This window comes from Pseudophaeobacter sp. A-200-2 (genome assembly GCF_041008815.1).
Classification (GTDB): domain Bacteria; phylum Pseudomonadota; class Alphaproteobacteria; order Rhodobacterales; family Rhodobacteraceae; genus Phycobacter; species Phycobacter gallaeciensis_A.
Genome location: NZ_JAXGFU010000004.1, coordinates 62,032 through 87,188 on the forward strand (window position 1 = coordinate 62,032; position 25,157 = coordinate 87,188).

The following is a 25,157-nucleotide window of genomic DNA, read 5'->3' on the forward strand; positions in this document are numbered from 1 at the left end:
CAGGCAGGCTTTACCTATGACGGGCAAACCCGATCAATCCAAAGCGCAGACTGGTAAAATTGTGATTTCTGTCGATGCCATGGGCGGAGATGCCGGCCCTGCCGTAGTGGTGGCCGGTATCGCGAAATCCGCCGAGAAGAACCCGAATATCGGATTCATTCTACATGGCCCCGAAGACGAATTGGCACCCTTGGTTGCCAAACGGCGCATCCTGGCGGATCGCGTCGTTATTCGTCATGTCGACAGCGTTGTCACCATGGACGACAAGCCCAGCCAGGTCATGCGCAATGGCAAGGGCACCTCGATGTGGTCCGCATTGGACGCCGTGAAGAACGGCGAAGCCGCCGGGGTCGTCTCCTGCGGCAATACCGGCGCGCTGATGGCGCTCAGCATGCTGCGCCTGCGCAAGGTGCCGGGCGTCAACCGCCCCGCGATTGCGATTCTCTGGCCATCACGCAACCCGCAGGGGTTCAACGTGATGCTGGATGTGGGCGCCGATGTGCGCGCCGACGCGCAGGATCTGCTGCAATACGCGCTGATGGGCACCTCCTATACTCGTAATTCCATGGACATTGCCCGTCCCCGGGTTGGCCTGCTCAACGTCGGCACCGAGGAACACAAGGGCCGCGCCGAGCTGAAAGAAGCCCATGCGCTGATCGCTGAAAATGCCGGAATCGCCGATTATGAATTTGTCGGCTTTGTCGAAGGCAGCGATATCCCCGGCAATGTGGCAGATGTCATCGTCACCGACGGCTTTACCGGAAATGTGGCGATCAAGACCGGTGAAGGCACCGCCAGCCTGGTGCGCTCGGCCCTGCGCGAGGCCTTTGAATATTCCTTCCTGTCCAAGATCGCGGCGCTGCTGGCCTATACCTCTCTGTCGCGGCTGGCAAAACGGATCGATCCGCGGCGCGCCAATGGCGGCGTGTTTCTGGGCCTAAACGGCACCGTGGTAAAATCCCACGGCGGCGCCGATGCCACCGGGGTATCGGCCGCAGTAAAACTGGCCTTCCGTCTGGCCGAGCAGGGTTTTGCCGAAAAACTGGCCGCGCGGGTTGCATCCGCCGTGGAGCTTACCCAAGATGCCGCAGGCTCCGACGACGACGACCGGATCTCAACAAAATAAGACCAAGAAGGCAGTCACAGAATGACGCGACGTGCAGTAGTTGTAGGCACCGGCCATTATCTCCCTAAACGCGTGGTCGAAAACGCGGAATTCGAAGCCACCCTGGACACCACGGACGAATGGATTCGCTCCCGCTCCGGGATTGAACGCCGCCATTTCGCCGAAGAGGGCGAAACCACCTCCTCGATGGCAACCGCAGCGGCCAAGGCCGCGCTCTCCGATGCCGGTCTTGTGGCTGACGATATCGACGCGATCATCGTGGCCACCTCGACTGCCGATCTGACCTTCCCTTCGGCGGCCACCATGGTGCAGGCGCAGCTGGAAATGACCCGCGGCTTTGCCTTTGACGTGCAGGCGGTCTGCGCCGGCTTCGTCTATGCGCTCTGCAACGCAAACGCATTGATCGCCTCCGGTCAGGCTGACCGGGTTATGGTGATTGGCGCCGAAACCTTCTCACGCATCATGGACTGGACCGACCGGTCGACCTGCGTGCTCTTCGGTGATGGCGCCGGCGCGCTGATTCTGGAGGCACAGACCGGCACGGGCACCAGCGATGACCGCGGGATTCTGGCCACCGATCTGAATTCTGACGGGCGCTACAAGGATTTGCTTTATGTAGACGGCGGTGTTTCCACCCAGTCGACCGGCCATCTGCGCATGCAGGGCAACCAGGTTTTCCGCCATGCCGTGGAGAAACTGGCCAAGACCGCAACCACAGCACTGGAACGCGCGGGCCTTGGCGCCGAAGACGTCGACTGGATCGTGCCGCATCAGGCCAATATCCGCATCATTCAGGGCACCGCCAAGAAGATGGGCCTCAGCCTCGATAACGTTGTGGTGACCGTTCAGGACCACGGCAACACCTCTGCTGCGTCGATTCCACTGGCCCTGTCGGTCGGCAAGAAACGCGGCCAGATCAAGCCCGGCGACCTGATCGTCACCGAGGCGATCGGCGGCGGATTGGCCTGGGGCGCGGTCGTGCTGCGCTGGTAGCACGGGCCAGCGCAATCTCGCAGCGCGCAATTCATTGATATTGACAGTGAAATTCCCCACCCCCTATGCTTGAGCAAACAACGGGGACTGGTATGAGCGAAAAAACTCTGACGCGAATGGATCTGAGCGAGGCCGTTTTCCGCGAGGTTGGCCTCTCCCGCAACGAAAGCGCGCAACTGGTTGAAAGCATGCTGCAGCACATGTCAGACGCCCTTGTCCGCGGGGAGCAGGTGAAAATCTCTTCTTTCGGCACCTTTAGCGTCCGGGACAAGACGGCACGTGTGGGGCGCAATCCCAAAACCGGTGAAGAGGTTCCGATTCAGCCACGCCGTGTGCTGACCTTCCGGCCCTCCCATCTGATGAAAGACCGAGTCGCTGACGGCAACCGCAGCTGAAGACGGCTGCCCCGACCGGTCCAGAACCAACGGAATCAATACCCATGTCCAAATCACCAGACGCCTTCCGCACCATCAGCGAAGTGGCGGAATGGCTGGGGGTGCAAGCGCATGTCCTGCGCTTCTGGGAAAGCAAATTCACCCAGGTAAAACCGGTCAAGCGAGCCGGTGGGCGCAGATACTATCGCCCTGCGGACATGCTGCTTCTGGGTGGCATTCGCAAGCTGCTGCATGACGATGGCATGTCCATCAAGGAAGTTCAGGCAATTCTGCGCGACCTTGGCATTACCCATGTCTCCGAGATGTCCCATAGCCTTGATACGGCCTCCCCCGGAGAACCGGACGGAACCGGATCCGGCGGTGGGTTCGCCCAGAGCAATGCAGCCACAGAATCTGCCGCAGCGCATCCCGGCGCTGGCGCAACGCCAGGGGACAGCGTCGAGGGCGCCCCCGAGATCACGAGCGAAAGCGCAGGAGCGGAAGAAGACTCGCCGCGCCCCGCCAGCCATCTGCCGTTTTTCGAACAGGAACAATTTGATCCCTTTGCCGAGGTCGCTGACGAAAGCCAGGCGGGCGCCCAGCCCAGTGCATCGCAAGCTGAGAGCATTCCAGAGACCATCTCGGAGCTGGATCAGGATGAGGCGCCACTGGTGCAGGCGGAGGCCGACGATGCCCTGTCCGAGGCCCCCAATGCGCAGCCCGACACATCGGCGGATCAACCTATTGCCTCTGACCTGTCGCAAGAGCTTCCCCCGCCACAAGACGACCTGAGCGGCGAAGAAAGCCTGCCTTTCGACGAGGTGCAGCCCGTCTCCACAGAGCCGGAACCTGCACAGATCATGATGGACCTTGGCGGCCACGACGCCCCTGCCCCGGAATGCGAGGCAGACCCGGTGATCGAGGAAACCGCCGCGCCGGAGGCATCCGCCGAACCGGCCCCCTTCACAGGCGAGTCGGACAGCACCGCGGATGACACCGACAGCGAGGTCCAGTCGGCGCCGAATGCGGATGCAGAAGCGCTTGTGCCAACCGAAGATCAGGCGGAGCCTCCCTTGGAGGTCAGCTTTGCACCGGACGAGACCGTGCCGCCGACCGCGCCGATTGACCCTGCTGTACCGCTCACCAGCCACCTCGACGCTCCCACGCCCTTGGGTGAGAGCGAGCCCGCCGAATTGGGCGATGCCCACGCCGACCTGATGGCCGAGGAAGCGCCGACTGAGGCTATGGCTACGGAGCATGACGAGCCTGAACCCGCATCCGAGCAAGCCCCTGTCGAAGCCATCCGATCTGAGGAACTCTCAGAGCAACTGGGCGAGGAACTGGCCGAATCCGACGCAGATACAGCCCTGCAGGATGCCATGGATGCAGATGCACCGCGGGAAGGATTTGCCCCTCCAGGCCTGCCGGACGATGCGGAGCAGGACGCGGCAACCGATGTACCCGAAGCAGGCTTCCCCCCGACCGGGGATCTCCCGATGGAGGAATCCAAGCCGCGAATCATTTCCGTGCCCGACGAAAATCTGGCCGCCCAGGTCAGCCTGCGTCCCGGTGTTCTGGCCCTGTTGTCGCAGACAACGGAACTGCGGCCCGAAGTGCGCGCCGAAGTTGCCGAATGCGCCGCCGAGCTGCGCCAATGGCTGGAAGCACATTAATTTTCCAAAGCAGCGGAAAAACTTGGCAATGCCTCTTGCCCCCGCCGGGAAAAACGGTAGAAAGCGCTTCAACGGGCTATGGCGCAGCCTGGTAGCGCGTCCGTCTGGGGGACGGAAGGTCGCAGGTTCGAGTCCTGCTAGCCCGACCATACAAAACGCCTGGGTGTTTGCGCACCCAGGCGTTTTGTGTATGTGTAGCCTGGGGTTACGGATCGGGACCATCATCTGGGTCGTCTTGAACAGCAGCCCGACCGGGCGAATGCCCGGCCAGACGGGAGAAAGACAATGACAGGCGTTTTACCCAGCCAGACACTGGAAACCATGCTGCAGCAGGGCGAGATCACCCTGTCCGAGCCTTTGATCGACGGGCAAATCCAGCCTGCCAGTCTGGATCTGCGGCTGGGCCATGTGGCTTACCGCGTGCGCGCCTCCTTCCTCTCCGGACACGGCAACACGGTCGCTGATCGCCTCTCTGAATTTGAAATGCACCGCATTGATCTGGATGGCGGCGCTGTTCTGGAAAAGGGCTGCGTCTACGTGGTGCCGCTCCTCGAAGGGCTGGCCCTGCCGCAGGACGTCTCCGCCGTGGCCAATGCCAAAAGCTCAACCGGGCGGCTGGACCTGCTCACGCGCACCATCACCGATGGCGGCGAGGAATTCGACCGCATCAAGCCGGGTTACACCGGGCCGCTTTACGCCGAGATCTGCCCGCGTTCCTTCTCCGTGCTGGTGCGCCCCGGCATGCGGCTCAATCAGATCCGCTTCCGCACCGGTCAGGCGGTGCTGAGCGATCAGGAACTCAGCGCGCTGCACGCAGAAAGCCCGCTGGTGGATGGCGAGGCGGTGATCGAGGATGGCTTGGGCTTTTCCGTAGACCTGCAACTGCCAGGTACCGATCTAGTGGGCTACCGGGCCAAACCGCATACCGGGGTGATCGATCTGGACCGGATCGGCGAATACGATCCGCAGGATTACTGGGAAGAGGTGCGCACCACCAAGGGCCGCATCATTCTGGATCCCGGCGCCTTTTACATTCTTGTCAGCCGCGAGGCCGTGCATATCCCGCCGGCCTATGCCGCCGAAATGGCGCCATATCTGGCCATGGTCGGGGAATTCCGGGTGCATTACGCGGGCTTTTTCGATCCCGGCTTCGGTCACGCTTCAGTGGGCGGAGCTGGATCGCGTGGCGTGCTTGAGGTGCGCTGCCACGAAGCGCCTTTCGTGCTGGAACACGGGCAAGTCGTCGGTCGATTGGTCTATGAACGTATGGCTGAGGTGCCGCAGCAGCTTTATGGCGCGGGCATAGCCTCCAACTATCAGGGACAGGGACTGAAACTGTCCAAGCACTTCAAACAGCCGCAATCTAGCTGACGCCGGAAGCGCCCCCAGGCGGAAAAGCTCAGCGGTTGTCCCGCTGGGCGCGCCGCGCACGCCGCTCCTGCCGCATCTCGCGGATCCTTTCGCGTTCAGCGCGTTCTTCCGCCTCTGCCGGTGTCTCGGGTCGGTTTTCCGCCTGCCCGCCCCGCCCGCGTTTTCCACTGCGCCCCGACAGCGCGTTGAGCCCCGCATCCACGCCAGAGTTGACGGCCCGCCCGACAAGGCGGCGCATGATCATGTTGAGAATGGATTCGACGTTCATCATTAGGCTCCGGTTCCGTTCACATGCCATTGTGACATCGGAATGGGACGATTTATTGGCAGGCTGCCCCCGCACACGAAATCGTCAGCTTTCGAACAGCTCTGGCTGCTCCTCGGGATCCTCGTCCCCGTCGTCACCGCCCTGCCCCGTCGGGAAGCTGCCCGGCGGCGGGCGGCTTTCCAGCAGCCCGGCAGAGCGCAGTTCCTTCAACCCCGGCAGGTCGCGGGCGCTTTCCAGGCCGAAGTGATCCAGGAACACCGGTGTCACCACGAATGTCACCGGGCGGCCCGGCGTCATACGGCGGCGACCAAGGCGGATCCACTCCATTTCCAAAAGCTGATCAATGGTGCCCCGGGACACCGATACGCCGCGGATCTCTTCGATCTCGGCCCGCGTCACAGGCTGATGATAGGCGATGATGGCCAGGGTTTCGATTGCCGCCCGGCTCAGCTTGCGGGTCTCGACGATTTCCTTCTGCATCAGGAAGCCAAGGTCCGGCGCCGTGCGGATTGCCCAGGCATCGCCCACGCGCACCACCCTGACACCGCGCCCCTCGTAGCGTTTGCGCAGGTATTCCAGCGCCTCGCCAGGATTGCAGCCATGCGGCATGCGGGCCTCCAGATCACGGAGGGTGACAGGCTCGGTACTGGCGAACAGCACCGCCTCGACCATGCGCTCCTGCTCAGCCATGGGCGGGGCATCGAACAGGCTGTCCGACTCCTGCTGCGCCTTGTCCGGCTCCTGGTTGCTGAAATCTTCCATCAGGTATTCCCGTTCAGGTGGCGCAACTGGATCGGCGCAAAGGTCTCGTTCTGGCGGATTTCCAGCTGGCCTTCCTTGACCAGCTGCAGCGAGGCGGCAAAGGTCGCCGCCGTGGCCGAGCGCCGTTTCACGGGATCACTGTGCCAGCCATCCGGCAGGTAGCTCAGCATATCGGTCCAGCTGCCGGTAAAACCAATGAGGCCGCGCATCCGCTCCAACGCCTCCTCCATGGTGAAGACCGAATCCCGGTCCATCACGAAGGGGCGAAAATCGTCGCGGGTGCGGATCCGGGCATAGCCCTGCATCAGGTCGAGAAGGTTGGCGCTATAGGTCACGGTGCGGATACGTTCGACCGTTTCGCTTTGCCCACGGGCAAAGAAATCCCGCCCCAGCTGGTCCCGCCCCATCAGCCGCGCCGCCGCATCGCGCATGGCCTGAAGCCGCTCCAGCTGGAATGCCAGATGCGCCGCCAGTTCCTCCCCCGAGGGGCCTTCTTCTTCGGGGTCGGCGGGTAGCAACAGCCGCGATTTCAGGAAGGCCAGCCAGGCCGCCATCACCAGATAATCAGCCGCCAGTTCGATCCGCAGCTCCTTGGCGCGTTCCACGAAACTGAGGTATTGCCGGGCCAGTTCCAGAACCGAAATACGCCGCAAATCGACCTTCTGGGTGCGCGACAGAGTCAGCAACAGGTCGAGCGGCCCCTCATAGCCGTCGACATCGACAATCAGCGCCTCAGCCGCCAGCCGGTCCTCGACCGAGGGCTGAACTTCTTCCGGAAAAAGTGACTCTTCAGACATAAACCTTTCCGCCCATCAGGGCAGCAAGTTCGGCCTCGGCAGCCTCTATGTCAAGCGCAGCGGGGGTTTTGCGCGCCGCGATGGCCCGCAGGGCGCGGTTTTGCCCCACCTCATCCAGGGTTCCGGCAGCCTCTGCCACCTGCGTACGCACGGCAAGATCGGCATTGCACAGCAGAACGATATCGCAGCCCGCCGCGCGGGACTGCCCGGCGATATCTGCCGGTGCCCCCTGCAGGGCCTTCATCGAGATATCGTCGGTCATGATCAGCCCGTCAAAGCCTATGTCCTTGCGGATCCGTTCCATCACCGGGGGCGACAGGGTCGCGGGGCGCGGATCAAGCGCGTCAAAGACGATATGCGCCGTCATTGCCATCGGGAGGTCATTCAGCGCCCGGAAGGCCGCGAAATCCGTAGCCTCCAAATCGGCAGCGGATGCGGCCACATGCGGAAGGTCCAGATGGCTGTCCGCCACCGCGCGGCCATGGCCGGGAATATGTTTCAGAACCGGCACCACGCCGCCATCAAGATGCGCCTCGGACACCGCGCGAGCCAGTGCGGTCACATCCGGCAAAGCCTCGCCATAGCAGCGATTGCGCAGAAACGGGTGAGTGTCGGCAGAGGCGATATCTGCAATCGGGGCGCAGTTGCTGTCGATGCCAAGCGCGTGCAACTCATGCGCAATCAGGCGATAGCGCAGATACATGGCCCGTTCGGCGCCGTCACCAGCCTGAACCGCGTGTTCCATCGGCGGCAGCCAGTCGCGCCCCAGTGGCGGGCGCAGGCGCTGCACCCGGCCACCTTCCTGATCGATGGTGATCAGGCAATCGCGGCCCACGGAGTCGCGAAGCTCTCCGCAGAGGGCACGGACCTGATCTGCAGAGCTGATATTGCGGGCAAACAGGATAAAGCCAAAAGGATCCGCATCGCGGAACAGGGCCTTTTCATTCTGGGTGAGACGCAGCCCCTCTGCATCCAGAATGGTCGCGCCAAATCCTGTCATCGGGTGGTCACAGGGATGCAGTCGGCATTGCCTGCCACCAGTGCAGAACAGAACCGGCGGGCATCGGACAGCCCGTCAAAGCCCATGGCCCGCAGACGGTAGAAGGTGCGGCCACCGCTTTCGGCGCGCTGGATCACCCGTTTCTTGTCGGCAAGGTAGTCGTCGAACTGCGCATAGATCCGGTCCCATTCGGAGCGGGCGACCTCTGCGCTTTCATAGGCGCCAAGCTGTGCCAGGCGCGTACCTGCGGGCAGGCTGTCGGCAGAAACCTCGATCGCGACAGCAGAGCTGGGAGTTGCGGCCGGGGCAGCTGCGGGGGTGAACCGCGCAGGCCGCAGGTTCGGGCGCAGCGAAACCTTGACGCCCGGCGCTTTCAACAGCGCGGCAGAGGGTTGCGGCGCGGATGAAACAGCGGCGATTTCAACCGGCTTCAGGGGCTGCGGCTGTACGATCTCGGGGGCCGCGACAGAGGCATTGGAAACTTGCTCCGGCGCTGCATCCGGTGTCTCTGCACCAAGAGGCGTTACCCCATCGGTAAGTTCAGCCACCAGGGCGTTGATGTCACCGCTTTGATAGGCGGCCAGAGACTGATCGGAAACTGCGGGCGCCTCGCGGTCGGCGCGGTTCTGTTCGGCCTGCTGCGCCAGTTCCGACATCGGCCGGTCGTCCTCGGTCAGCTCAATGGGTTGCGGCGCCAGCACCAGACGCTCTGCTGGATCCTCGGCAGTGCCGGTTGCGGCCACGGCGTTCACTGCCAGCCCCTGATGGTCTGCCGGACGGCCGCCGGGGTTTTCCGGCTGCACGCGCATCGGCCCTTCGACCGCGCGCACCACAGGCACGCCGCTGACATCGCGCATCACCAGCTTGTAGCCCCAGACGCCGATCCCGACGACCAGCGCCAATGAAGCGACCGCACCGAGCATTCCGGCCATCCGGCCAAATCCTGCCCGCCCGGCAGCCGCAGCATCCTCGGCGTAGCCGTAATCATCGGCCATATAGGCATCTGCCTCATAGCCGGTCCCATCGGCCTGCGCCGGATCAAAGCCACCAAAACCCTGCGGTGCATAGGGCGCGGCAGGGGCTGCGGTGGCTTGGGGTGGAACAAAACTCTGCTGTGCCTGCGGCTGGACCGACGGGTCATAGGCACCGAACTGCTGCTGTCGCTGATACTGAACACCACCGGCAGAATCGCCATCTGCGACTCCGCTCTGGTCATAGGCCGGGCGCGTGCCCGCCTGCGTAAAATACGCCATTATCCGCCTCACTGCCCGTTTCATGCGCCACATCACCTGCGCCGCATTTTCGGGTCTCTTGAACTGCCTCGTTCCGGCGGTCTGTGCGTATTTTTATCGCATCTCTTCCGCCGGGGTCACGCCAAGAATACCAAGACCAGCGGAAATGACAATGGAAACGGCCCGTGCAAGTGCCAAATTGGCATGTGTTGCCGATTGGCTGCTCTCGTTAACAAATCGTAAACTTTTGTCGCTTTTGCCGAGATGGTACAGGCCGTGCAGATCCGAAGCCAGATCGTAGAGGTAGAAGGCTACGCGGTGTGGCTCGTTGCTGCGGGCAGCAATTTCCACCAGGCGCGGCCATTCCGCCAGCTTGCGGGCCACCGACAGCTGCGCCGGAGCGGCTAGCAGCGACAGATCCGCATCGGCTAGGGCCGCATCATCAGAAGCGATTCCCGCCTCTTCCGCCTTACGCAAGGTCGAGCAGATCCGCGCATTGGCGTATTGCACGTAAAAGACCGGGTTGTCTTTGGACTGTTCCAGCGCCTTGTCGAGATCAAAGTCAAAGCCCTGATCGTTCTTGCGGGTAAGCAGCATGAAGCGGGTAACATCAGGGCCCACGGCCTCGACCACGTCGCGCAGGGTGACAAATGTCCCTGCCCGTTTGGACATCTTGAATTCCTGACCGTCCTTGAACAGCTTCACCAGCTGGCACAACTTGATATCCAGTGGCACCTTACCATCGGACAGGGCCGACACAGCGGCCTTCATGCGCTTCACATAGCCGCCGTGATCGGCGCCAAAGATGTCGATCAGTTCGTCAAAGCCACGCTCCACCTTGTCATAGTGATAGGCGATATCGGGGGCGAAATAGGTCCAGGCGCCATCGGATTTCTTGACCGGACGATCCACGTCATCGCCGTGTTCGGTGGATTTGAACAGGGTCTGCTCACGCGGCTCCCAGTCTTCCGGCTTCTTGCCTTTCGGCGGCTCCAGCACGCCTTGGTAGATGAGCCCCTTGGCATCAAGACTTTCCAGCGCGGCTTCGATCTTGCCGGTGCCATAAAGCGATTTCTCGGAGAAGAAGACATCCATTTCGATGCCGAGCAGCTTCAGATCCTCGCGGATCAGATCCATCATCGCGTCGGTAGCGAAATTGCGCACTTCCTGCAGCCAGACCTCTTCGCCTTTGCCGACATAGGCATCGCCTACCTTGTCCTTCAGCGCCTGCCCGACCTCGATCAGGTAATCGCCGGGATAGGTGCCATCCTCGAATGCGACCTCCTGGCCGTGCGCCTCAAGATAGCGCAGGTAGACAGAGCGGGCGAGCACATCGACCTGACCGCCACCATCGTTGATATAATATTCGCGGGTGACGTCATAACCCGCATAGGCCAGCAGCGAGGCCAGCGCGTCGCCGAAGACGGCACCGCGCGTGTGCCCCACGTGCAGCGGGCCGGTCGGGTTTGCGGAGACATATTCCACGTTGACCCGTTTGCCCTGCCCCAGCTCGGACTTCCCATAGGCCGTGCCATCCGCCAGAACGGAACCCAGCACACCCTGCCAGACGGACGGCGCCAGACGCAGGTTCAAAAAGCCCGGACCAGCCACTTCGGCAGAGGTGATCCGATCATCCTGCGCCAGATGTGCCGCCAGTGCCTCGGCAATGTCGCGCGGCTTTTTCTTGGCTGGTTTTGCCAGCACCATGGCTGCATTGGTCGCCATATCCCCATGCGCCGGATCGCGGGGCGGCTCCACCGCCACGTTGTCGAAAGAAAGCCCCTCGGGCAGCGTGCCGTCGGCGGTCAACGCGTTCAGGCTGTCGATCACAAGCGAGCGGATATCGTTGAAGAGGTTCATATCGGGCGTCCTATTGGTTTGATCTAGCGGATACCCACGCCTGCGTCAGGGGTCAACCATCAGCGACCGCCACAAGGCCTGTCATGCCCCAATGGGCAGCGCAAACTGGTCCGCAACGCCCGAATGGCCCTCATGCGCGCCAGTCCACTGCGCTAGGCCGCAGGTTTCCCCAGGATCAGCCGGTCATGTTCCTGCAGCGCAAATCGGTCCGTCATGCCCGCAATGTAATCCGACACCAGACGCGCAAGAACGGTCTTGCTGTCCGCAGCGCGGATCTCGGCGTGCCAGCGTTCCGGCATCTGATAAGGGTTGGCCAGAAAGTAGGGAAACAACGCTTCGACCACCTGCGCCACCTCGGCGCGTTTCTTCATGACCTTCGGCGCCCGGTACATGCGCAGGAACAGGAACGCACGGATCTCCTTCAGATCCCTCCACAACCCGTCGGAAAAGGCCACTACCGGCGTGCCCAGCGCGCGCACATCTTCGACGCTTTGCACCCCGGCCTCCTGCAACAGGCCGCGGGAGGTCGCGATTACATCTTCGACCATCACGCCAAAGACGCGCCGCAGCGCCTCGTGTCGGCGCCGGTTCAGCTCAAGCCCAGGATAGCGCAGGTCCACCTCGCGATAGGCCGATCCGACGATGGGCAGATCGGCGATTTCCGCATCGCTGAACAGCTCTGCCCGCAACCCGTCGTGCAAATCGTGATTGTTATAGGCGATATCATCGGCGAGTGCCGCCACCTGCGCTTCGGCGCTGGCGTGGGTGCTGAGCTCCAGATCCATGGTGTCGTTGAATTCGGCCAGCGCCCAGGGCAGCGGGCCAGTGACCGGGCCATTATGCTTTGCGATGGCCTCCAGCGTTTCCCAGGTAAGGTTCAGCCCGTCGAAATTGGCATAGTGGCGTTCAAGGCTGGTGACGATGCGGATCGCCTGCGCATTGTGATCAAAGCCGCCATAGGGCGCCATCAGCGCATGCAGCGCATCCTCGCCCGTATGGCCAAAGGGCGTGTGCCCCAGATCATGCGCCAGCGCGACCGCCTCGGTCAGTTCCTGATTGAGCCCCAGCGCCCCGGCAATCGTCCGCGCCACCTGCCCGACCTCGATCGAATGGGTCAGCCGGGTGCGGTAGTTGTCACCTTCGTGTTCGACAAAGACCTGCGTCTTGTGCTTGAGCCTGCGAAAGGCGCTGGCGTGGATGATGCGGTCACGGTCCCGTTGAAAGGGAGAGCGGAAGTAGCTTTCTTCCTCGGCGACCAACCGGCCACGGCTCCGATTTGGCATCGTCGCAAAAGGCGCATTCATTTCTGATCTTTATCCTTCGCAAATCTTGTCGCCCGCCCAGGACTTTCTATATATGGGTTAGCACGCGGCACCACATATTTGGGAGAAAATATATGCAATTGCCCCCAAAAGTCACAGAACGCGCCTTTGCTCGCCTCGCCGAGATCGGCGCCGCCGGTCAGGGCCAGGCCCTGAGGGTTGCCGTCGAAGGGGGCGGTTGTTCCGGTTTCCAGTATGAGATCGGCCTCGACACCCCGACGCCCGAGGATCTGGTGCTCGAAGGCAGCGGTGAAAAGGTTGTGGTGGATGCGGTCTCGCTGCCGTTTCTGGAAAACGCGGTCATCGATTTCACCGAAGAGTTGATCGGTGCGCGTTTCACCATCGAGAACCCGAATGCCACCTCCAGCTGCGGCTGCGGCACCTCCTTCTCGATGTAAATCTCTTCATCTGGGCATCGCCACACTCGCGTCGGTGCCCCGATCGTTAAAGACTATTCCCACGCCTCGGAAAGATCTGGCAGGCGACGACCGGATTACGGGTCCGTGCGCATTGCAACACCTGCGCGGTGCCGGACCTGCCGCCGCGCATTGATCATCGACTTGCTCCAGACATTGCCACCCGGGGTTAGCTGATCCCAGACAAGATAAATCCCCGAGGCAGCAATCACTGCGGCGCCCATCCAGGTGCCCTGCCCCGGTAGCTCGCCAAACCCAAGGGCGCCAATCAGCACCATCCAGACGAATTGCAGGTTCATCAGCGGCGTCACCGCATAGGATGGCAACCGCCGCAACGCCGCCACCAGCAGCCAGCGCGCCCCGAACAACAGCCCGGCATAGCTCAGCGCCCAGACGACATCCGCCATTGGCATCGGCAGCCAGACAAAGGGCAGCACCGGCAGCATGACAAGGCTGAGCGCCAGATTGGGATAGAACACCTGCGCCAGCACGTTCTGCTCATGCCGACCGATATAGCGTGACAGCGTGATCGACAGCGTCCCCAGCACAGAGGCCCCCAGCGCCACCACGTGGCCCGCTGTCAGGCTGGATAGACCGCCCGGAAAGACGCAGATCACCCCACCAAAACCCGCCGCCAGTGCCAGCCAGGCGCCGGGACGCACCCGCTCGCGCAGGATCGGCGCCGACATCAGCCCGGCCAGAAGCGGCATCAGCCCGATAAAGATGAACACCTCGGCAAAAGGCAGCAGACGGAAGGCATAGAAGAAACACAAGGCCGCCGCCACCGTGGCCGCGGACCGCAGCGCCATGGCCCAGCGGCAGTCCGTGCGCAGCCCGTCCGGTAGCGACCGGGCGCCGCCGCGGATGAAGGTGGTCGCGGCGCAAAGCCCCGCAACAACGGCGCCGGACAGAGCATAAAGCTGCGCCGGGGCATAGCCGCCTGCCAACAGCTTGGTGATACCATCGGCCGAGGCGATAAACCCGGTATAAAGGACAGCGAACATCGCGCCGGTCAGGGCAACGGGCAATCCCATCACGCCCGCCCCGCCTGGCCGCTGCGCAGGAAGCCTTCGAAGAACTGCCCGAAACAGGCGCAGCTGTTTTCGGCTTGCGCCAGTACGTTTCGCTGCGCCGGATCCAGCCCTGACGCCAGCCTGTCGCGCGCCAGCGCCCAGTCCCCGCCGCGCGCCACGTCTGCCTCATACAGAGCCATGGACAGGCTGCGCAGAACCCCGGCGCCCGCTGGCGCCTTCAGGTGCGTCGCGCCTTGCGGCAGCCGGTGGTCAAAGGCCTTCCCGCCACTCAGGCCGCGCAGCCAGTTGCAGACAAAATAGCAGTGATAGTCATCGCCCCCGCCGGTAAAGCCCTGCGGTATTGCGGCGAAACCATCGGTTTGCGCGGTCAGCCAGTCCTCCCAGATCATAGACACCTCTCCCCCGGCATAGCGCAGCGCGATGCAGATCTCGGCAAGCAGATCCGCATCCTGATCGAGAAATGACACCACCCCGGCGTACTCCAGACTGCGCAGCGCTGCCTGGCTTAGCCGCGGATCCCTGCGACCGTATTCGGACAGGTAGAACACGATATGGGTGAGCTCATATCCCGCCTTTTTGTTCGGCAGCGCAAAGGTCTGCGAGTTTTCGATGAAATCATGCAGACGCTGATCCAGCCCCGGCAAGTCCAGCATGATCCCCCGGCGCGCCAGCAGCCGCCGTGCCTCGGCCCGTTGCAGGTCGGACAATTCGGCGCCCACCAGATCGCTGCCCTCAACCCAGGCAGCCATCTCTTCACCCTTGCCGCCATCCACTCCCAGATCCTCCAGATCCAGACAGATGGACAGGATGAAGCGGTAATATTGCCGGAAGAAACTCAACCGCCGCTCTGCTGTGTCGTAAAACGCCTCGAAAGGTGCAAGTGCCGCGACCGGCACCTCTGCCCCCGTGCATTCGAGAATATTCAGAAACTCGGCGTTTTCCTTTAGCCAGAACACATTCTCCCGGCTGCGCCGTTGCCGCGCAAAGGTATCGCTTAGCACAGCCACATTGCCCCCCGGGGGCCGGATACGATCTGTCGGAAAGGCAAGAACCTGTGCCATGGAGGCGAGCTCCTTTTGTGCGCTGTGCAGTGGGTGGTGGGCAGTAGAAGGATCAGTATTGCGGGCACCCCCGGATCGGATCGGCGGTGCCCCCGCTTTTAGATGATCAGGTCATGATCATCGCCCCTGTTTATGGTGCGGTTTTTATAGGGGCACCTGCCTCAGCTGCCCGAAGAAAACAGGCCGGTGACATCCCCCTGATCGGTGCGCGCCCGGGCCTGCGGCGCCGAGCCCGAGGAAAAAAGACCGGTCAGCGCGCCGCTGGACTGGCTGCCATCCGCAACCGGTGCAGAGCCCGAGCTGAACAGCGAAACCGCCTCACCGCCAAAACTATCCGCCGCACACGGCGCGGAACCGGAGCTGAACATCTCCGCACCGCCGCCTGTCATCAGGTCTGCAGAGGGCGCCGATCCGGACGAAAACATCTCGACAGCTTCGCCGCCAAACAGGCTGGCAGCAGCAGCCTCAACGGATGAAGTAGCGGCGGATTGAACGTGATTTTTCTTGAGCAAAGCAGTCATGGAAACCTCCGAGTGTTGGGCATTATCGCCACCAAAACGCTGGCACGGAGCTGGCAATTCCCAAACCGGAATCTGCAATTTCAGGTTGCTTTTTCCGCGGCAGGTACTTTAACTTTCAAATGCAAATTACCGTTTAATTACAGGTATTTAAAACCATACACACCTTATACTAATCCTTATCCACAAAGGCAGTCCTGCAAGACCAAAAACAACAACCCTAGGTGGATACATGCAAAGTCGCAAAACGAGCCTTTCACCCGTCAGCGCCAGCCCGCATAAGTGATTCGCCCCTCCGTGGCCAGCCCTTGCTCTGGCCCCCTGTTTGGGCGATAGATCGGCAACCCCAAATGCCCCGCCCGCACCCCTGCGGTCGCCGGGCGCGCCTGGAGATCCGACATGAAAATCGCCACGTTCAACATCAACGGCATCAAAGCCCGCGCCAATGCCCTGCCCGACTGGCTCGATGAAGCACAGCCGGATGTTGTTCTGCTGCAGGAAATCAAATCGGTCGACGAGGCCTTCCCGCGCGAGATTTTCGAAGAACGCGGTTACAACGTCGAAACCCATGGTCAGAAAAGCTTCAACGGAGTGGCGATCCTGTCAAAACTGCCGCTCGAAGATGTCAGCCGCGGATTGCCCGGCGATGACAGTGACGAGCAGGCACGCTGGATCGAGGCCACCGTGATCGGAAAACAGGCGATCCGCATCTGTGGGCTTTACCTGCCCAACGGCAACCCGGTGGAGCTGACCGACGATGGCAGCCCGGTGCCCGGCGGCAAATACGCCTATAAACTCGCGTGGATGGAGCGGCTGCGCAATCGCGCCAAGGATCTGCTGGCCGATGAGATGCCCGCACTGATGGCCGGGGATTACAACATCATCCCCCAGCCAGAGGATGCCAAACGCCCCGAGGCCTGGGCCGAGGATGCCCTGCACCGCCCCGAAAGCCGCGCCGCCTTCCAGCGGATCGTCAACCTCGGCTTTACCGAAGCCTTCCGCGCCCGCCATCAGGGGCCGGGCCATTATTCCTTCTGGGATTACCAGGCAGGCGCCTGGAACCGCAACGACGGGATCCGCATCGACCATTTCCTGCTGACCCCGCAGGCGGCGGATCTGCTGACGGATTGCCAGATCGACAAGGACGTTCGCGGGCGGGAAAAGCCGTCGGATCACGTGCCCGTCTGGGTCGAACTCGACATCTGAGGCCGCGGCGCGGCGGCTCAGCCCAGCCGGATCAGCCCGGCTGCGGCGCAGTCACATCATGGCGGTAGATCCAGTCGAACTGCCCCACCATCATCTGCGGCGCCAGCCGTCCAGCCAGTTTCAGCACCTGGTGCGCAGGCCAGTTGAGCGGCGGGCGCAGGTGATATTTCCAGGCATTGCCGGTGGCGGCGGCCACCACTTTCTCCGCGCGGGCGCGGCGACGGTTCTGATAAAGCGCCAAACCGGTCTGCATGTCAGGGGCCTCTTCCAGCGCGGCGCAGAGCGTCCAGGCATCCTCAAGCGCCAGATTGGCCCCCTGCGCCATAAAGGGCAGCGTCGGATGGGCGGCATCGCCCAACAGCGCCATGGACTCGCCATACCAACTCTCTGCCACCGGGTGCCGGAACAGCCCCCAGAGCGCCACATCCTCGACCGCGTTCAGGAGGTCCTTTGCATCGCCGCCAAACCCGGCAAAGGCGCGGCGCAGATTGTCCGGATCGTCCTTGAAGTTCCAGCCTTCCTCGGCCCAGCCGCGCCGCTCCTGCGCGGCGACAAGGTTGACGATGGAGCCGTCCCGCAGCGGATAGGCCACCAAATGGCGGCCCGGCCCCATGAAGACCTGAGCCTCAGCCGTCAGGCCGATATGGTTCGGCACGATGGCGCGCCAGGCGACCTGCCCGGTGAAGAACGGCTGCCGCGGGGCGTTAAGTGCCGCGCGCACCCGCGAATGTAGCCCGTCTGCGCCGATCACCAGATCACCGCCACAGCCCGCTCCATTGGCCAGATGCACCATTGGCTCCGGCCCAGGTTCGACCCGTTCGACCTTTTGCAACAAGCGCACCTTCACGCCCTCTTGCCGAGCGGCATCCGCCAAAAGGCCGATCAGATCCGACCGATGCACAAAATAGTATCGCAGATCCGCCGCGTATTGCTCCAGATCGAGGCGCAGAACCTCATCCCCTTTGGCATGGCTGCGCAGCACAACAGCGCGGGCCCGCGGGGCAGTCCAGGCCAGATCCTCGGCCAGGTCCAGCGCCTGCAGCACCGCCAGACCGTTCGGGGTGATCTGCAACCCGGCGCCCACTTCGGAAATCGCCTCGGCCTGCTCCAGAACCGTGACCCGCGCACCCTTGCGGCGCAGGGCGACCGCCGCCGCAAGACCGCCAATACCAGCGCCCACAATGGTGATTTTCTTATCCGTCAGTTCCATGGGTCGCCTACGCAGATTCTCCGGTCCGGTTTCCCTTAAACGAAAAACGCCGGAGCCACAGGCCCCGACGTCAATGTTTCTGCCTTCGCCGAGAGACGATCAGTCGTCGCGGTGAACTTTTTCGCGGCGCTCGTGGCGTTCCTGCGCTTCCAGGCTCATGGTGGCGATGGGGCGGGCGTCCAGGCGTTTCAGCGAGATCGGTTCGCCGGTTACTTCGCAATAACCGTATTCGCCTTCATCAATGCGCCGGATGGCCGCGTCGATCTTTGCGACCAGTTTGCGCTGGCGGTCGCGGGTGCGCAGTTCAAGAGCACGGTCCGTCTCTTCGCTTGCGCGGTCTGCAACGTCGGGAATGTTTCGGGTGTTGTCCTGCAATCCTTCGATAGTGTCGCGGCTCTCTGCAAGCAGCTCGTGCTTCCAGTTCAGCAGCTTACGACGAAAATATTCAGATTGCCTTTCGTTCATGAAAGGCTCGTCTTCGGCCGGACGATAGTCTTCCGGCAGAAACATTTCTTGCTTCATCTCGGCTCCTTCGGTCTGGCCCATAATGCTGGTCTCTTCAAATCGTTCCAAACATTGCGGCTCCCCATGCCGCAGCGTTTATCCCCTGCCGCGCAGATTGTCACTACACAATAGTAAACCAGCCGGGTTAAAAGCGACCAAACCGCATCATTGCAGCCCGGAAACGGGCACAGAGTAACCAGAGGACGCAGGACAGACATGCAATTTCAGGGCACCAAGGATTACGTTGCAACAGATGACCTGAAAGTGGCGGTCAACGCCGCCGTCACGCTGGAGCGGCCGCTGCTGGTCAAGGGCGAGCCGGGCACCGGCAAGACCGAACTGGCCAAACAGGTGGCGGACGCTCTGGGTCTGCGGATGATCGAGTGGAACGTGAAATCCACCACCCGCGCGCAACAAGGCCTTTACGAATACGATGCCGTAAGCCGCCTTCGCGACAGCCAGCTGGGCGATGAACGCGTGCATGACGTCAAGAACTACATCAAGAAGGGCAAGCTTTGGGAGGCATTCGAGGCCGACGAAAAGGTGGTGCTGCTGATCGACGAGATCGACAAGGCCGACATCGAATTCCCCAACGACCTCTTGCAGGAACTCGATAAGATGGAGTTCCACGTCTACGAGACCGGCGAGACGATCCGCGCCAAGCAGCGCCCGATCATGATCATCACCTCGAACAATGAAAAAGAACTGCCGGACGCCTTCCTGCGCCGTTGTTTCTTCCATTACATCCGCTTCCCCGATGCCGAGACGATGAAAAAGATCGTCGAAGTGCACCACCCTGGTATCAAGGAAAGCCTGCTGACCACGGCGCTGACACAGTTCTACGAAATCCGCGACACCGCGGGTCTGAAGAAGAAGCCGTCGACCTCCGAAGTCATCGACTGGCTGAAGCTGCTGCTGGCCGAGGATCTGACCCCCGAGGATCTCGCGCGCGACGGCGCCGATGCGCTGCCTAAGCTGCATGGGGCGCTCTTGAAGAACGAACAGGACGTGCATCTGTTCGAACGGCTGGCCTTCATGGCACGCGGGCGCCGAGGCTGACGCTTACCAGGGCACCGCTCTTGACCTCACCGCTGCCGCCCATTTCGGCAGTAGCGGCGGCCGTTCCTGCGTTTTGATGCTGCGTTTACTTATTTTCGCGATAGCTTATCCTTGCCGGGGCGTAGCCGACTGATGGCACCGCAGCATCCCGCCAGCCCGTTTTTCCGGAGACCGCCGTTTTTGTTCAGAAGAACGCATCGTGACACTGCCCGGGCGCCCCGGGTCCTGCTTGCCCTCGCCTGCGCTGCGCTTGTGGGCTGCACCGGCGCCTTTGACGGCAGCCAGCCGGGCCGCGCCGCCATCGCCGACAGCACATTGCCCCCGGCCAAGGCATTCGCCGCCGCGCACCCTCAGCCACCACAACGGGCAAACCGCGATATCGCGCGGGATTTCCTGGATCTGCATTTCAATCTCGAAGGCGGCGGCACCCTGCCCGTCTTTACCCGGTTTGACGGCCCCATCACGCTGCGGGTAACAGGCGCCCCGCCCCCCGGTTTCGAGCACGAGCTGACCCGCCTTCTGGCACGATTGCGCAATGAGGCCGGGATCGACATCACCCGGGCGAATGGTGACAGCGCCCGGATCACAATCGAAACCGTCTCGCGCAAGGCGATCCGCAAGGCTCTGCCCAAGGCGGCCTGTTTCGTGGTGCCTAACGTCACATCGCTGAAGGATTTCCGCCGCAAGCGGCGCAGCCCGGACACCGACTGGACCCGGATGCGCCAGCGGGACAATCTGGCGCTGTTCCTGCCCAGCGACGTCAGCCCGCAAGAGCTGCGCGACTGCCTGCACGAAGAGCTGGCGCAGGCGCTTGGCCCGCTGAACGATCTGTACCGGCTGTCGGATTCCGTCTTTAACGATGACAATGTGCACACCGTTCTGACCGGCTTTGACATGCTGATCCTGCGCGCCACCTATGCGCCGGAATTGCGGACTGGCATGACCCGTGCCGAGGTCGCCGCCCGCCTGCCCGGCATCCTGGCGCGATTGAACCCTCGCGGCCAGGGCATCCCGCCTCGCCCGCTGCCCGCAACGCCGCGCCGCTGGATCGCCGCCATCGAAACCGCGCTGGGCCCCGACACCCGCCTGTCAGAGCGCAGGCTGGCGGCCCGCACCGCCGTGGAAATCGGCCGCGCCAGCGGCTGGCGGGACCATAGGCAGGCGCAGGGGCTTTATGTTCTGGGCCGCCTGATACAGGCCGATGCCCCGGACAGCGCCCAGACCCTGTTTGCTTCCGCAATGGAAATCCTGCGCGGTCAGCCCGGCACGGAGCTGCACCAGGCCCGCATCCGCCCACGCATGGCGGCCTACGCCATCGCCCGGGGCCAGCCCGATGCGGCCCTGACGCTGCTGGAACCGGTTCCCGAGATCGCAGCCCGCTATGAAAACGCCGCGCTGCTGTCCACGGCCTTGATGATGCAGGCCGAAGCGCTAGACCTTGCGGGGCAATTCGACGCCGCCTCCGCGGTCAGGCTGGACAGCCTTGGATGGGCACGCTACGGGTTCGGCCCGGATTGGGCCGTCCGGGCCAAGCTGCGGGAGGTCGCAAATCTGCGCCCGCACTAAGACCGGCCGGGGATCCATGGAACATATGACACAGGCGGACTGACAAGATGATCGTAATCGCTGCATTGCTGCTGGGGGCGCTGACAGGCGCGCTGACGGCCCGGAAACGTAACGGCAATCTCGCCGACATGCTGCAATATGGCGCTGTCTATGCCATTGCCTTTGGTATTGTCGGGATGCTCGCCACCCTGATCATTCACCGGATGGCGGTGTAACTGCCCAGAAAGGTCCCAGATGTTTCAACCCTTTTTCGAAAACCTGCGCCAGGCCTCGGTCCCCGTTTCGCTGCGGGAGTACCTGACCTTTCTGGAAGGCATGAAAAAAGGGCTGGTGACCTACGATCTTGACGCCTTTTACTACCTGGCGCGCGCCGCCATGGTGAAGGACGAGCGCAATATCGACAAGTTCGACCGCGCCTTTGCCGCCACATTCGAAGGGCTGGAGGCACTGCCCGCCTCAGCCGTGCTGGACGCCGTGGACATCCCCGAAGACTGGCTGCGCAAGATGGCGGAAAAGCATCTTTCGCCAGAAGAACAGGCTGAGATCGAGGCGCTTGGCGGTTTTGACAAGCTGATGGAAACCCTGAAAGAGCGCCTGAAGGAACAGGAAGGGCGCCATCAGGGCGGCAACAAATGGGTCGGCACCGCCGGCACCTCGCCCTTTGGCGCCTATGGTTATAATCCCGAAGGGGTGCGCATCGGCCAGAAGGAAAGCCGCCATCGCCGCGCGGTGAAGGTCTGGGACAAGCGCGAGTTCAAGAACCTCGATGGCGACGTAGAGCTTGGCACCCGCAACATCAAGGTCGCGCTGAAGCGCCTGCGCCGCTGGGTCCGCGAAGGGGCGCAAGAAGAGCTAGATCTCGACAATACCATCCGCGCCACCGCCGAACATGGCTATCTGGACGTGAAAACCCGGCCCGAGCGGCACAACGCCGTGAAGGTGCTGCTGTTCCTTGACGTGGGCGGTTCGATGGATCCGCATATCAAGGTGGTGGAAGAGCTGTTCTCGGCCGCGCGGTCTGAGTTCAAGCACTTGGAATACTTCTACTTTCACAACTGCCTTTACGAAGGCGTCTGGCGCGACAACCGCCGCCGCTGGGATGCACAAACGCCGACGCACGAGGTGCTGCGCACCTATGGGCCGGACTACAAATGCATCTTCGTCGGCGATGCCTCGATGTCGCCCTATGAAATCGCCTATCCGGGCGGCGCCAATGAGCATTGGAACCAGGAGGCTGGACAGGTGTGGTTGCAACGCGCGCGCGAACACTGGAAATCCAATCTCTGGATCAACCCGGTGCCAGAGAAATACTGGGACCATACCCATTCCATCGGAATGATCCGCGAGATTTTCGAGGACAGCATGGTGCCGATGACTCTGCACGGGCTGGAAAAAGGCATGCGCGAGCTGACCCGGTAAGCTCCGGCTTGCAGGCTGCACTTCATACCAACTTAAATAAATTCCTGCGTATTTTGATTTCGGACGCGGGAAACCGTTAATCAATCGTCAAACACGCGCGATTAGCGTCGATGCCCAGTTCTGCATCCCTATCGAGTACAGCCATTTAATGACCACTGGCACAAACTTTGACGGCACCGCCGGGCCGGAGCTTCGTCTTGGAGAAGTCCTTGGCGCACTCAGCCACGCGCTGGATATGACCGAAGGCCAGCCCAAGGGCCATTGCATCCGCTGCGCCTGGATCGGCATGCAGGTGGCCGAGGCGCTGGACCTGCCGCCGCAAATGCGCACCGATCTGTATTTCACACTGCTGATGAAAGACACCGGTTGCAGTTCTAACGCGGCCCGGATCAACGAACTCTACATGATGGATGATCTGGCCTTCAAACGGACCTTCAAACGCGTCAAAGGCTGCCGCGAAGGCATGCCCTTTGTGCTGCGCAGCACAGCCCGGGGGGCGCCGCCGCTGACGCGGCTGAAGACTTTGCGCCATGTAATCGGACACCGGGACGAAATCGGGCAAGAGCTGGTCCGCAATCGCTGCGGTCGCGGGGCGGAAATCGCCCGCCGCATGCGGTTTTCCGAACAGGTGGCCGAGGCGATCGCCTCACTTGATGAACATTGGGACGGCGGTGGGCGGCCTCTGGGCCTGCAGGGCGATCAGATCCCGCTCCTGTCGCGCATCGCCCTGATGGCGCAGGTGACGGATGTTTTTACCCTGGATTTCGGCGCCGAAGCTGCCGCGCGGGAGATGGAAAACCGCGCGGGCGTCTGGTTCGACCCCGATCTGGTCCGCGTCTTCACCAGCCTGATCCGTGACCCCGGTTTCGCCCATGACCTGCTGTCACCGGAACTGGAGCAACAGGTGTTCTCCTGCGCCCATGCCCTGCACACGGCAGAGGTGAACGAGGACTACCTTGATGAGATCAGTCATGCCTTTTCGCTGGTGATCGACGCTAAAAGTCCCTTTACCCACGGCCATTCCCAACGTGTCGCCCGCTATACCCGCATGATCTGTGAACAGTTGGGGCTGGCGACCTGCCACACCCGGTGGATGACCCGCGCCGCGCTGCTGCATGATATTGGCAAGCTGGGCATTTCGAACACCATTCTGGACAAGCCGGGCAAGCTGACGATGGACGAGATGGATATCGTCCGCAAGCATCCGGTCTGGGGCTATGACGTGCTGAGCCGGGTTGGCGCCTTCCGGCGGATGGCCGAAGTGATCGTGGCCCACCACGAACGCCCCGATGGCAAGGGCTATCCCTATGGGCTTCAGGGAGAGGCGCTGACGCGGGACATGCGGATCATGGCCGTGGCCGACGTCTTTGACGCACTGACCGCCGACCGCCCCTATCGCGATGCGATGCCGCTGGAGGAAGCCTATAAGATCATGGACAAGATGTCCGGCACCGGTATCGATCCGGATTGCTATGCCGCGCTCCAGGATGCGATCACGGCCAGCGGCTGGCCTGCGACGTCCCTGCAGGGCGACTGCGAATGGGATAGCCTCGCGCAGGTTTCCACGAAAAGCGGCCAACAATCCGCTTGAGCGCGGGGCTTGCCCGCCCCATATCTACCTCATGCTGCGTCTCACTCCCATTCTGCTGGCCGTGCTCTATGGCCTCGTCTCCTACCGGATTTCGGTCTGGCGGACCCACCGCGAACTTGATGCCCGTTCAACCCGGCTTGCGGACCCGAAACTGAAGCGGCTGACCGACCAGATGGCGGCAGCGCTGGAGGTCGCGGATATCCCCGTCTTCATCTACGAGGTCGACCCTGTGAACGGTCTTGCAGCCCCCGATGGACGTATCTTCATCACCCGCGGGTTCTACGCCAAGTATCAGGCGGGCGATGTCAGCGATGCGGAGCTCGCCTCGGTCATCGCGCATGAACTGGGGCATGTGGCGCTGGGGCATTCAAAGAAACGCATCATCGACTTTTCCGGCCAGAACGCCCTCAGGACCGCGCTGATGATGATCCTCGGGCGCTATATCCCTTTTGTCGGCCCCTGGATTGCCGGACTTCTGGCAAATCTTCTGGCTGCGCGGCTGTCGCGTGGGGATGAATACGAGGCGGATGAATATGCGGCCGCCCTGCTGATGAAGGCAGGCATCGGGGTCGAACCGCAAAAAAGTCTATTCCGCAAGCTTGAGGAACTGACCCAGTCGCGCGCGGGCATGGCGCCAGCCTGGCTGATGAGCCACCCCAAGACCGAACAGCGCATCGCCGCCATCGAACGGCTGGAGGCGGATTGGGCCAAGGCCTGACGGAAGGTCATACCGCCTTTGCGCCTCCCTGCTCTGCCACACGCCTTGCGCCCCGCGGGAAGAGGCGCCACATCTTG

25 protein-coding genes and 1 tRNA gene are annotated in these 25,157 nt (G+C 62.4%); 14 read left to right on the top strand and 12 right to left on the bottom strand.

Annotated features, from left to right (window positions below; genetic code table 11):
• The first annotated feature begins 16 nt into the window (after positions 1–16).
• The 6 genes from plsX to SM766_RS07570 all read left to right on the top strand — a co-directional run bounded on the left by plsX (position 17) and on the right by SM766_RS07570 (position 5,537).
• Positions 17–1,126, top strand: a complete 1,110-nt coding sequence (gene plsX / locus SM766_RS07545) for a phosphate acyltransferase PlsX (RefSeq protein WP_065273245.1) — start codon at positions 17–19, stop codon at positions 1,124–1,126.
• 21 nt (positions 1,127–1,147) lie between these two features.
• Positions 1,148–2,119: a beta-ketoacyl-ACP synthase III gene (locus SM766_RS07550; RefSeq protein WP_368947399.1), complete on the top strand. Its 972-nt coding sequence runs from the start codon at positions 1,148–1,150 to the stop codon at positions 2,117–2,119.
• Between the two features lie 92 nt (positions 2,120–2,211).
• Positions 2,212–2,514, top strand: a complete 303-nt coding sequence (gene ihfA, locus SM766_RS07555) for an integration host factor subunit alpha (RefSeq protein ID WP_065273243.1) — start codon at positions 2,212–2,214, stop codon at positions 2,512–2,514.
• Positions 2,515–2,558: 44 nt separating this feature from the next.
• A complete protein-coding gene (locus SM766_RS07560) occupies positions 2,559–4,166 on the top strand; it encodes a MerR family transcriptional regulator (RefSeq protein WP_368947400.1) in 1,608 nt (535 codons plus the stop codon).
• Between the two features lie 72 nt (positions 4,167–4,238).
• A tRNA-Pro gene (locus tag SM766_RS07565) sits at positions 4,239–4,315 on the top strand.
• A gap of 136 nt (positions 4,316–4,451) precedes the next feature.
• Complete coding sequence (locus SM766_RS07570; RefSeq protein WP_274831992.1) at positions 4,452–5,537, top strand: 2'-deoxycytidine 5'-triphosphate deaminase; 1,086 nt, start codon at positions 4,452–4,454, stop codon at positions 5,535–5,537.
• A gap of 28 nt (positions 5,538–5,565) precedes the next feature.
• On the opposite strand, the gene SM766_RS07575 is transcribed toward SM766_RS07570, so the two are convergent.
• The 7 genes from SM766_RS07575 to SM766_RS07605 form a co-directional block, all read right to left on the bottom strand.
• Positions 5,566–5,805: a hypothetical protein gene (locus SM766_RS07575; RefSeq protein WP_065273241.1), complete on the bottom strand. Its 240-nt coding sequence runs from the start codon at positions 5,803–5,805 to the stop codon at positions 5,566–5,568.
• 84 nt (positions 5,806–5,889) lie between these two features.
• Positions 5,890–6,567 carry an SMC-Scp complex subunit ScpB gene (gene scpB, locus SM766_RS07580; RefSeq protein WP_274831991.1) on the bottom strand — a complete coding sequence of 226 codons (678 nt, stop codon included), beginning with the start codon at positions 6,565–6,567 and terminating at the stop codon, positions 5,890–5,892.
• Entirely contained in the window at positions 6,567–7,364 is a 798-nt protein-coding gene (locus tag SM766_RS07585) for a segregation and condensation protein A (RefSeq protein WP_368947401.1), read from the bottom strand. Before SM766_RS07585 ends, scpB begins: the two co-directional genes overlap by 1 nt.
• Positions 7,357–8,364, bottom strand: coding sequence for a beta-N-acetylhexosaminidase (nagZ, locus tag SM766_RS07590; protein WP_368947402.1), 1,008 nt, complete (start codon positions 8,362–8,364; stop codon positions 7,357–7,359). Before nagZ ends, SM766_RS07585 begins: the two co-directional genes overlap by 8 nt.
• A complete protein-coding gene (locus tag SM766_RS07595) occupies positions 8,361–9,617 on the bottom strand; it encodes an SPOR domain-containing protein (protein ID WP_368947403.1) in 1,257 nt (418 codons plus the stop codon). Before SM766_RS07595 ends, nagZ begins: the two co-directional genes overlap by 4 nt.
• A 93-nt stretch (positions 9,618–9,710) precedes the next feature.
• Positions 9,711–11,456: an arginine--tRNA ligase gene (argS, locus tag SM766_RS07600; RefSeq protein ID WP_274831987.1), complete on the bottom strand. Its 1,746-nt coding sequence runs from the start codon at positions 11,454–11,456 to the stop codon at positions 9,711–9,713.
• Between the two features lie 152 nt (positions 11,457–11,608).
• Positions 11,609–12,760 carry a deoxyguanosinetriphosphate triphosphohydrolase gene (locus tag SM766_RS07605; RefSeq protein WP_368947404.1) on the bottom strand — a complete coding sequence of 384 codons (1,152 nt, stop codon included), beginning with the start codon at positions 12,758–12,760 and terminating at the stop codon, positions 11,609–11,611.
• A gap of 92 nt (positions 12,761–12,852) precedes the next feature.
• On the opposite strand from SM766_RS07605, the gene SM766_RS07610 reads away from it, so the two are divergent.
• Positions 12,853–13,176, top strand: coding sequence for a HesB/IscA family protein (locus tag SM766_RS07610; RefSeq protein ID WP_368947405.1), 324 nt, complete (start codon positions 12,853–12,855; stop codon positions 13,174–13,176).
• A gap of 95 nt (positions 13,177–13,271) precedes the next feature.
• Here SM766_RS07610 and SM766_RS07615 read toward each other — a convergent pair whose 3' ends face one another.
• The 3 genes from SM766_RS07615 to SM766_RS07625 all read right to left on the bottom strand — a co-directional run bounded on the left by SM766_RS07615 (position 13,272) and on the right by SM766_RS07625 (position 15,810).
• Positions 13,272–14,228, bottom strand: coding sequence for a DMT family transporter (locus SM766_RS07615; RefSeq protein WP_368947406.1), 957 nt, complete (start codon positions 14,226–14,228; stop codon positions 13,272–13,274).
• On the bottom strand, positions 14,228–15,289 hold the full coding sequence (locus SM766_RS07620; RefSeq protein WP_368947407.1) for a DUF6902 family protein: 1,062 nt from the start codon (positions 15,287–15,289) through the stop codon (positions 14,228–14,230). The genes SM766_RS07615 and SM766_RS07620 overlap by 1 nt, the downstream gene beginning before the upstream one ends.
• Positions 15,290–15,450: 161 nt before the next feature.
• Positions 15,451–15,810, bottom strand: coding sequence for a DUF6749 family protein (locus tag SM766_RS07625; RefSeq protein ID WP_274833681.1), 360 nt, complete (start codon positions 15,808–15,810; stop codon positions 15,451–15,453).
• A gap of 396 nt (positions 15,811–16,206) precedes the next feature.
• Here SM766_RS07625 and xth point away from each other — a divergent pair, with 396 nt between their 5' ends.
• Complete coding sequence (xth, locus tag SM766_RS07630; protein ID WP_368947408.1) at positions 16,207–17,013, top strand: exodeoxyribonuclease III; 807 nt, start codon at positions 16,207–16,209, stop codon at positions 17,011–17,013.
• A 31-nt stretch (positions 17,014–17,044) separates the two neighbouring features.
• Here xth and SM766_RS07635 read toward each other — a convergent pair whose 3' ends face one another.
• Both SM766_RS07635 and dksA read right to left on the bottom strand, forming a co-directional pair.
• The gene (locus tag SM766_RS07635) at positions 17,045–18,223 is read right to left on the bottom strand and encodes an FAD-dependent monooxygenase (protein ID WP_368947409.1); all 1,179 of its coding nucleotides are present in this window, start codon (positions 18,221–18,223) and stop codon (positions 17,045–17,047) included.
• Between the two features lie 99 nt (positions 18,224–18,322).
• On the bottom strand, positions 18,323–18,745 hold the full coding sequence (dksA, locus tag SM766_RS07640) for an RNA polymerase-binding protein DksA (protein ID WP_065273809.1): 423 nt from the start codon (positions 18,743–18,745) through the stop codon (positions 18,323–18,325).
• A 198-nt stretch (positions 18,746–18,943) separates the two neighbouring features.
• On the opposite strand from dksA, the gene SM766_RS07645 reads away from it, so the two are divergent.
• The 6 genes from SM766_RS07645 (at position 18,944) to SM766_RS07670 (ending at position 25,080) form a co-directional block, all read left to right on the top strand.
• Positions 18,944–19,786, top strand: coding sequence for an AAA family ATPase (locus SM766_RS07645; protein ID WP_065273228.1), 843 nt, complete (start codon positions 18,944–18,946; stop codon positions 19,784–19,786).
• 180 nt (positions 19,787–19,966) lie between these two features.
• Positions 19,967–21,352, top strand: a complete 1,386-nt coding sequence (locus tag SM766_RS07650; protein ID WP_490363348.1) for a DUF2927 domain-containing protein — start codon at positions 19,967–19,969, stop codon at positions 21,350–21,352.
• A gap of 47 nt (positions 21,353–21,399) precedes the next feature.
• Positions 21,400–21,567 (top strand): hypothetical protein, encoded by a 168-nt coding sequence (locus SM766_RS07655; RefSeq protein ID WP_165832664.1) that lies wholly within the window; start codon positions 21,400–21,402, stop codon positions 21,565–21,567.
• A gap of 19 nt (positions 21,568–21,586) precedes the next feature.
• Positions 21,587–22,771, top strand: coding sequence for a vWA domain-containing protein (locus tag SM766_RS07660; protein WP_065273226.1), 1,185 nt, complete (start codon positions 21,587–21,589; stop codon positions 22,769–22,771).
• Between the two features lie 148 nt (positions 22,772–22,919).
• Positions 22,920–24,362, top strand: coding sequence for an HD-GYP domain-containing protein (locus SM766_RS07665; protein WP_368947410.1), 1,443 nt, complete (start codon positions 22,920–22,922; stop codon positions 24,360–24,362).
• 31 nt (positions 24,363–24,393) lie between these two features.
• Complete coding sequence (locus SM766_RS07670) at positions 24,394–25,080, top strand: M48 family metallopeptidase (RefSeq protein WP_065273224.1); 687 nt, start codon at positions 24,394–24,396, stop codon at positions 25,078–25,080.
• Positions 25,081–25,157: the final 77 nt, after the last annotated feature.

Bases quoted from the DNA above. Each gene is read 5' to 3' on its own strand.
- SM766_RS07595 (WP_368947403.1), bottom strand. From the start codon at position 9,617: ATGGCGTATTTTACGCAGGCGGGCACGCGCCCGGCCTATGACCAGAGC.
- SM766_RS07610 (WP_368947405.1), top strand. From the start codon at position 12,853: ATGCAATTGCCCCCAAAAGTCACAGAACGCGCCTTTGCTCGCCTCGCC.
- SM766_RS07635 (WP_368947409.1), bottom strand. From the start codon at position 18,223: ATGGAACTGACGGATAAGAAAATCACCATTGTGGGCGCTGGTATTGGC.
- plsX (WP_065273245.1), top strand. From the start codon at position 17: ATGACGGGCAAACCCGATCAATCCAAAGCGCAGACTGGTAAAATTGTG.
- SM766_RS07665 (WP_368947410.1), top strand. From the start codon at position 22,920: ATGACCACTGGCACAAACTTTGACGGCACCGCCGGGCCGGAGCTTCGT.
- SM766_RS07620 (WP_368947407.1), bottom strand. From the start codon at position 15,289: ATGGCACAGGTTCTTGCCTTTCCGACAGATCGTATCCGGCCCCCGGGG.
- nagZ (WP_368947402.1), bottom strand. From the start codon at position 8,364: ATGACAGGATTTGGCGCGACCATTCTGGATGCAGAGGGGCTGCGTCTC.
- SM766_RS07570 (WP_274831992.1), top strand. From the start codon at position 4,452: ATGACAGGCGTTTTACCCAGCCAGACACTGGAAACCATGCTGCAGCAG.
- scpB (WP_274831991.1), bottom strand. From the start codon at position 6,567: ATGGAAGATTTCAGCAACCAGGAGCCGGACAAGGCGCAGCAGGAGTCG.
- SM766_RS07655 (WP_165832664.1), top strand. From the start codon at position 21,400: ATGATCGTAATCGCTGCATTGCTGCTGGGGGCGCTGACAGGCGCGCTG.
- SM766_RS07625 (WP_274833681.1), bottom strand. From the start codon at position 15,810: ATGACTGCTTTGCTCAAGAAAAATCACGTTCAATCCGCCGCTACTTCA.
- SM766_RS07575 (WP_065273241.1), bottom strand. From the start codon at position 5,805: ATGAACGTCGAATCCATTCTCAACATGATCATGCGCCGCCTTGTCGGG.
- ihfA (WP_065273243.1), top strand. From the start codon at position 2,212: ATGAGCGAAAAAACTCTGACGCGAATGGATCTGAGCGAGGCCGTTTTC.
- SM766_RS07645 (WP_065273228.1), top strand. From the start codon at position 18,944: ATGCAATTTCAGGGCACCAAGGATTACGTTGCAACAGATGACCTGAAA.
- SM766_RS07560 (WP_368947400.1), top strand. From the start codon at position 2,559: ATGTCCAAATCACCAGACGCCTTCCGCACCATCAGCGAAGTGGCGGAA.
- SM766_RS07660 (WP_065273226.1), top strand. From the start codon at position 21,587: ATGTTTCAACCCTTTTTCGAAAACCTGCGCCAGGCCTCGGTCCCCGTT.
- argS (WP_274831987.1), bottom strand. From the start codon at position 11,456: ATGAACCTCTTCAACGATATCCGCTCGCTTGTGATCGACAGCCTGAAC.
- xth (WP_368947408.1), top strand. From the start codon at position 16,207: ATGAAAATCGCCACGTTCAACATCAACGGCATCAAAGCCCGCGCCAAT.
- SM766_RS07615 (WP_368947406.1), bottom strand. From the start codon at position 14,228: ATGGGATTGCCCGTTGCCCTGACCGGCGCGATGTTCGCTGTCCTTTAT.
- dksA (WP_065273809.1), bottom strand. From the start codon at position 18,745: ATGAAGCAAGAAATGTTTCTGCCGGAAGACTATCGTCCGGCCGAAGAC.
- SM766_RS07605 (WP_368947404.1), bottom strand. From the start codon at position 12,760: ATGAATGCGCCTTTTGCGACGATGCCAAATCGGAGCCGTGGCCGGTTG.
- SM766_RS07550 (WP_368947399.1), top strand. From the start codon at position 1,148: ATGACGCGACGTGCAGTAGTTGTAGGCACCGGCCATTATCTCCCTAAA.
- SM766_RS07585 (WP_368947401.1), bottom strand. From the start codon at position 7,364: ATGTCTGAAGAGTCACTTTTTCCGGAAGAAGTTCAGCCCTCGGTCGAG.
- SM766_RS07670 (WP_065273224.1), top strand. From the start codon at position 24,394: ATGCTGCGTCTCACTCCCATTCTGCTGGCCGTGCTCTATGGCCTCGTC.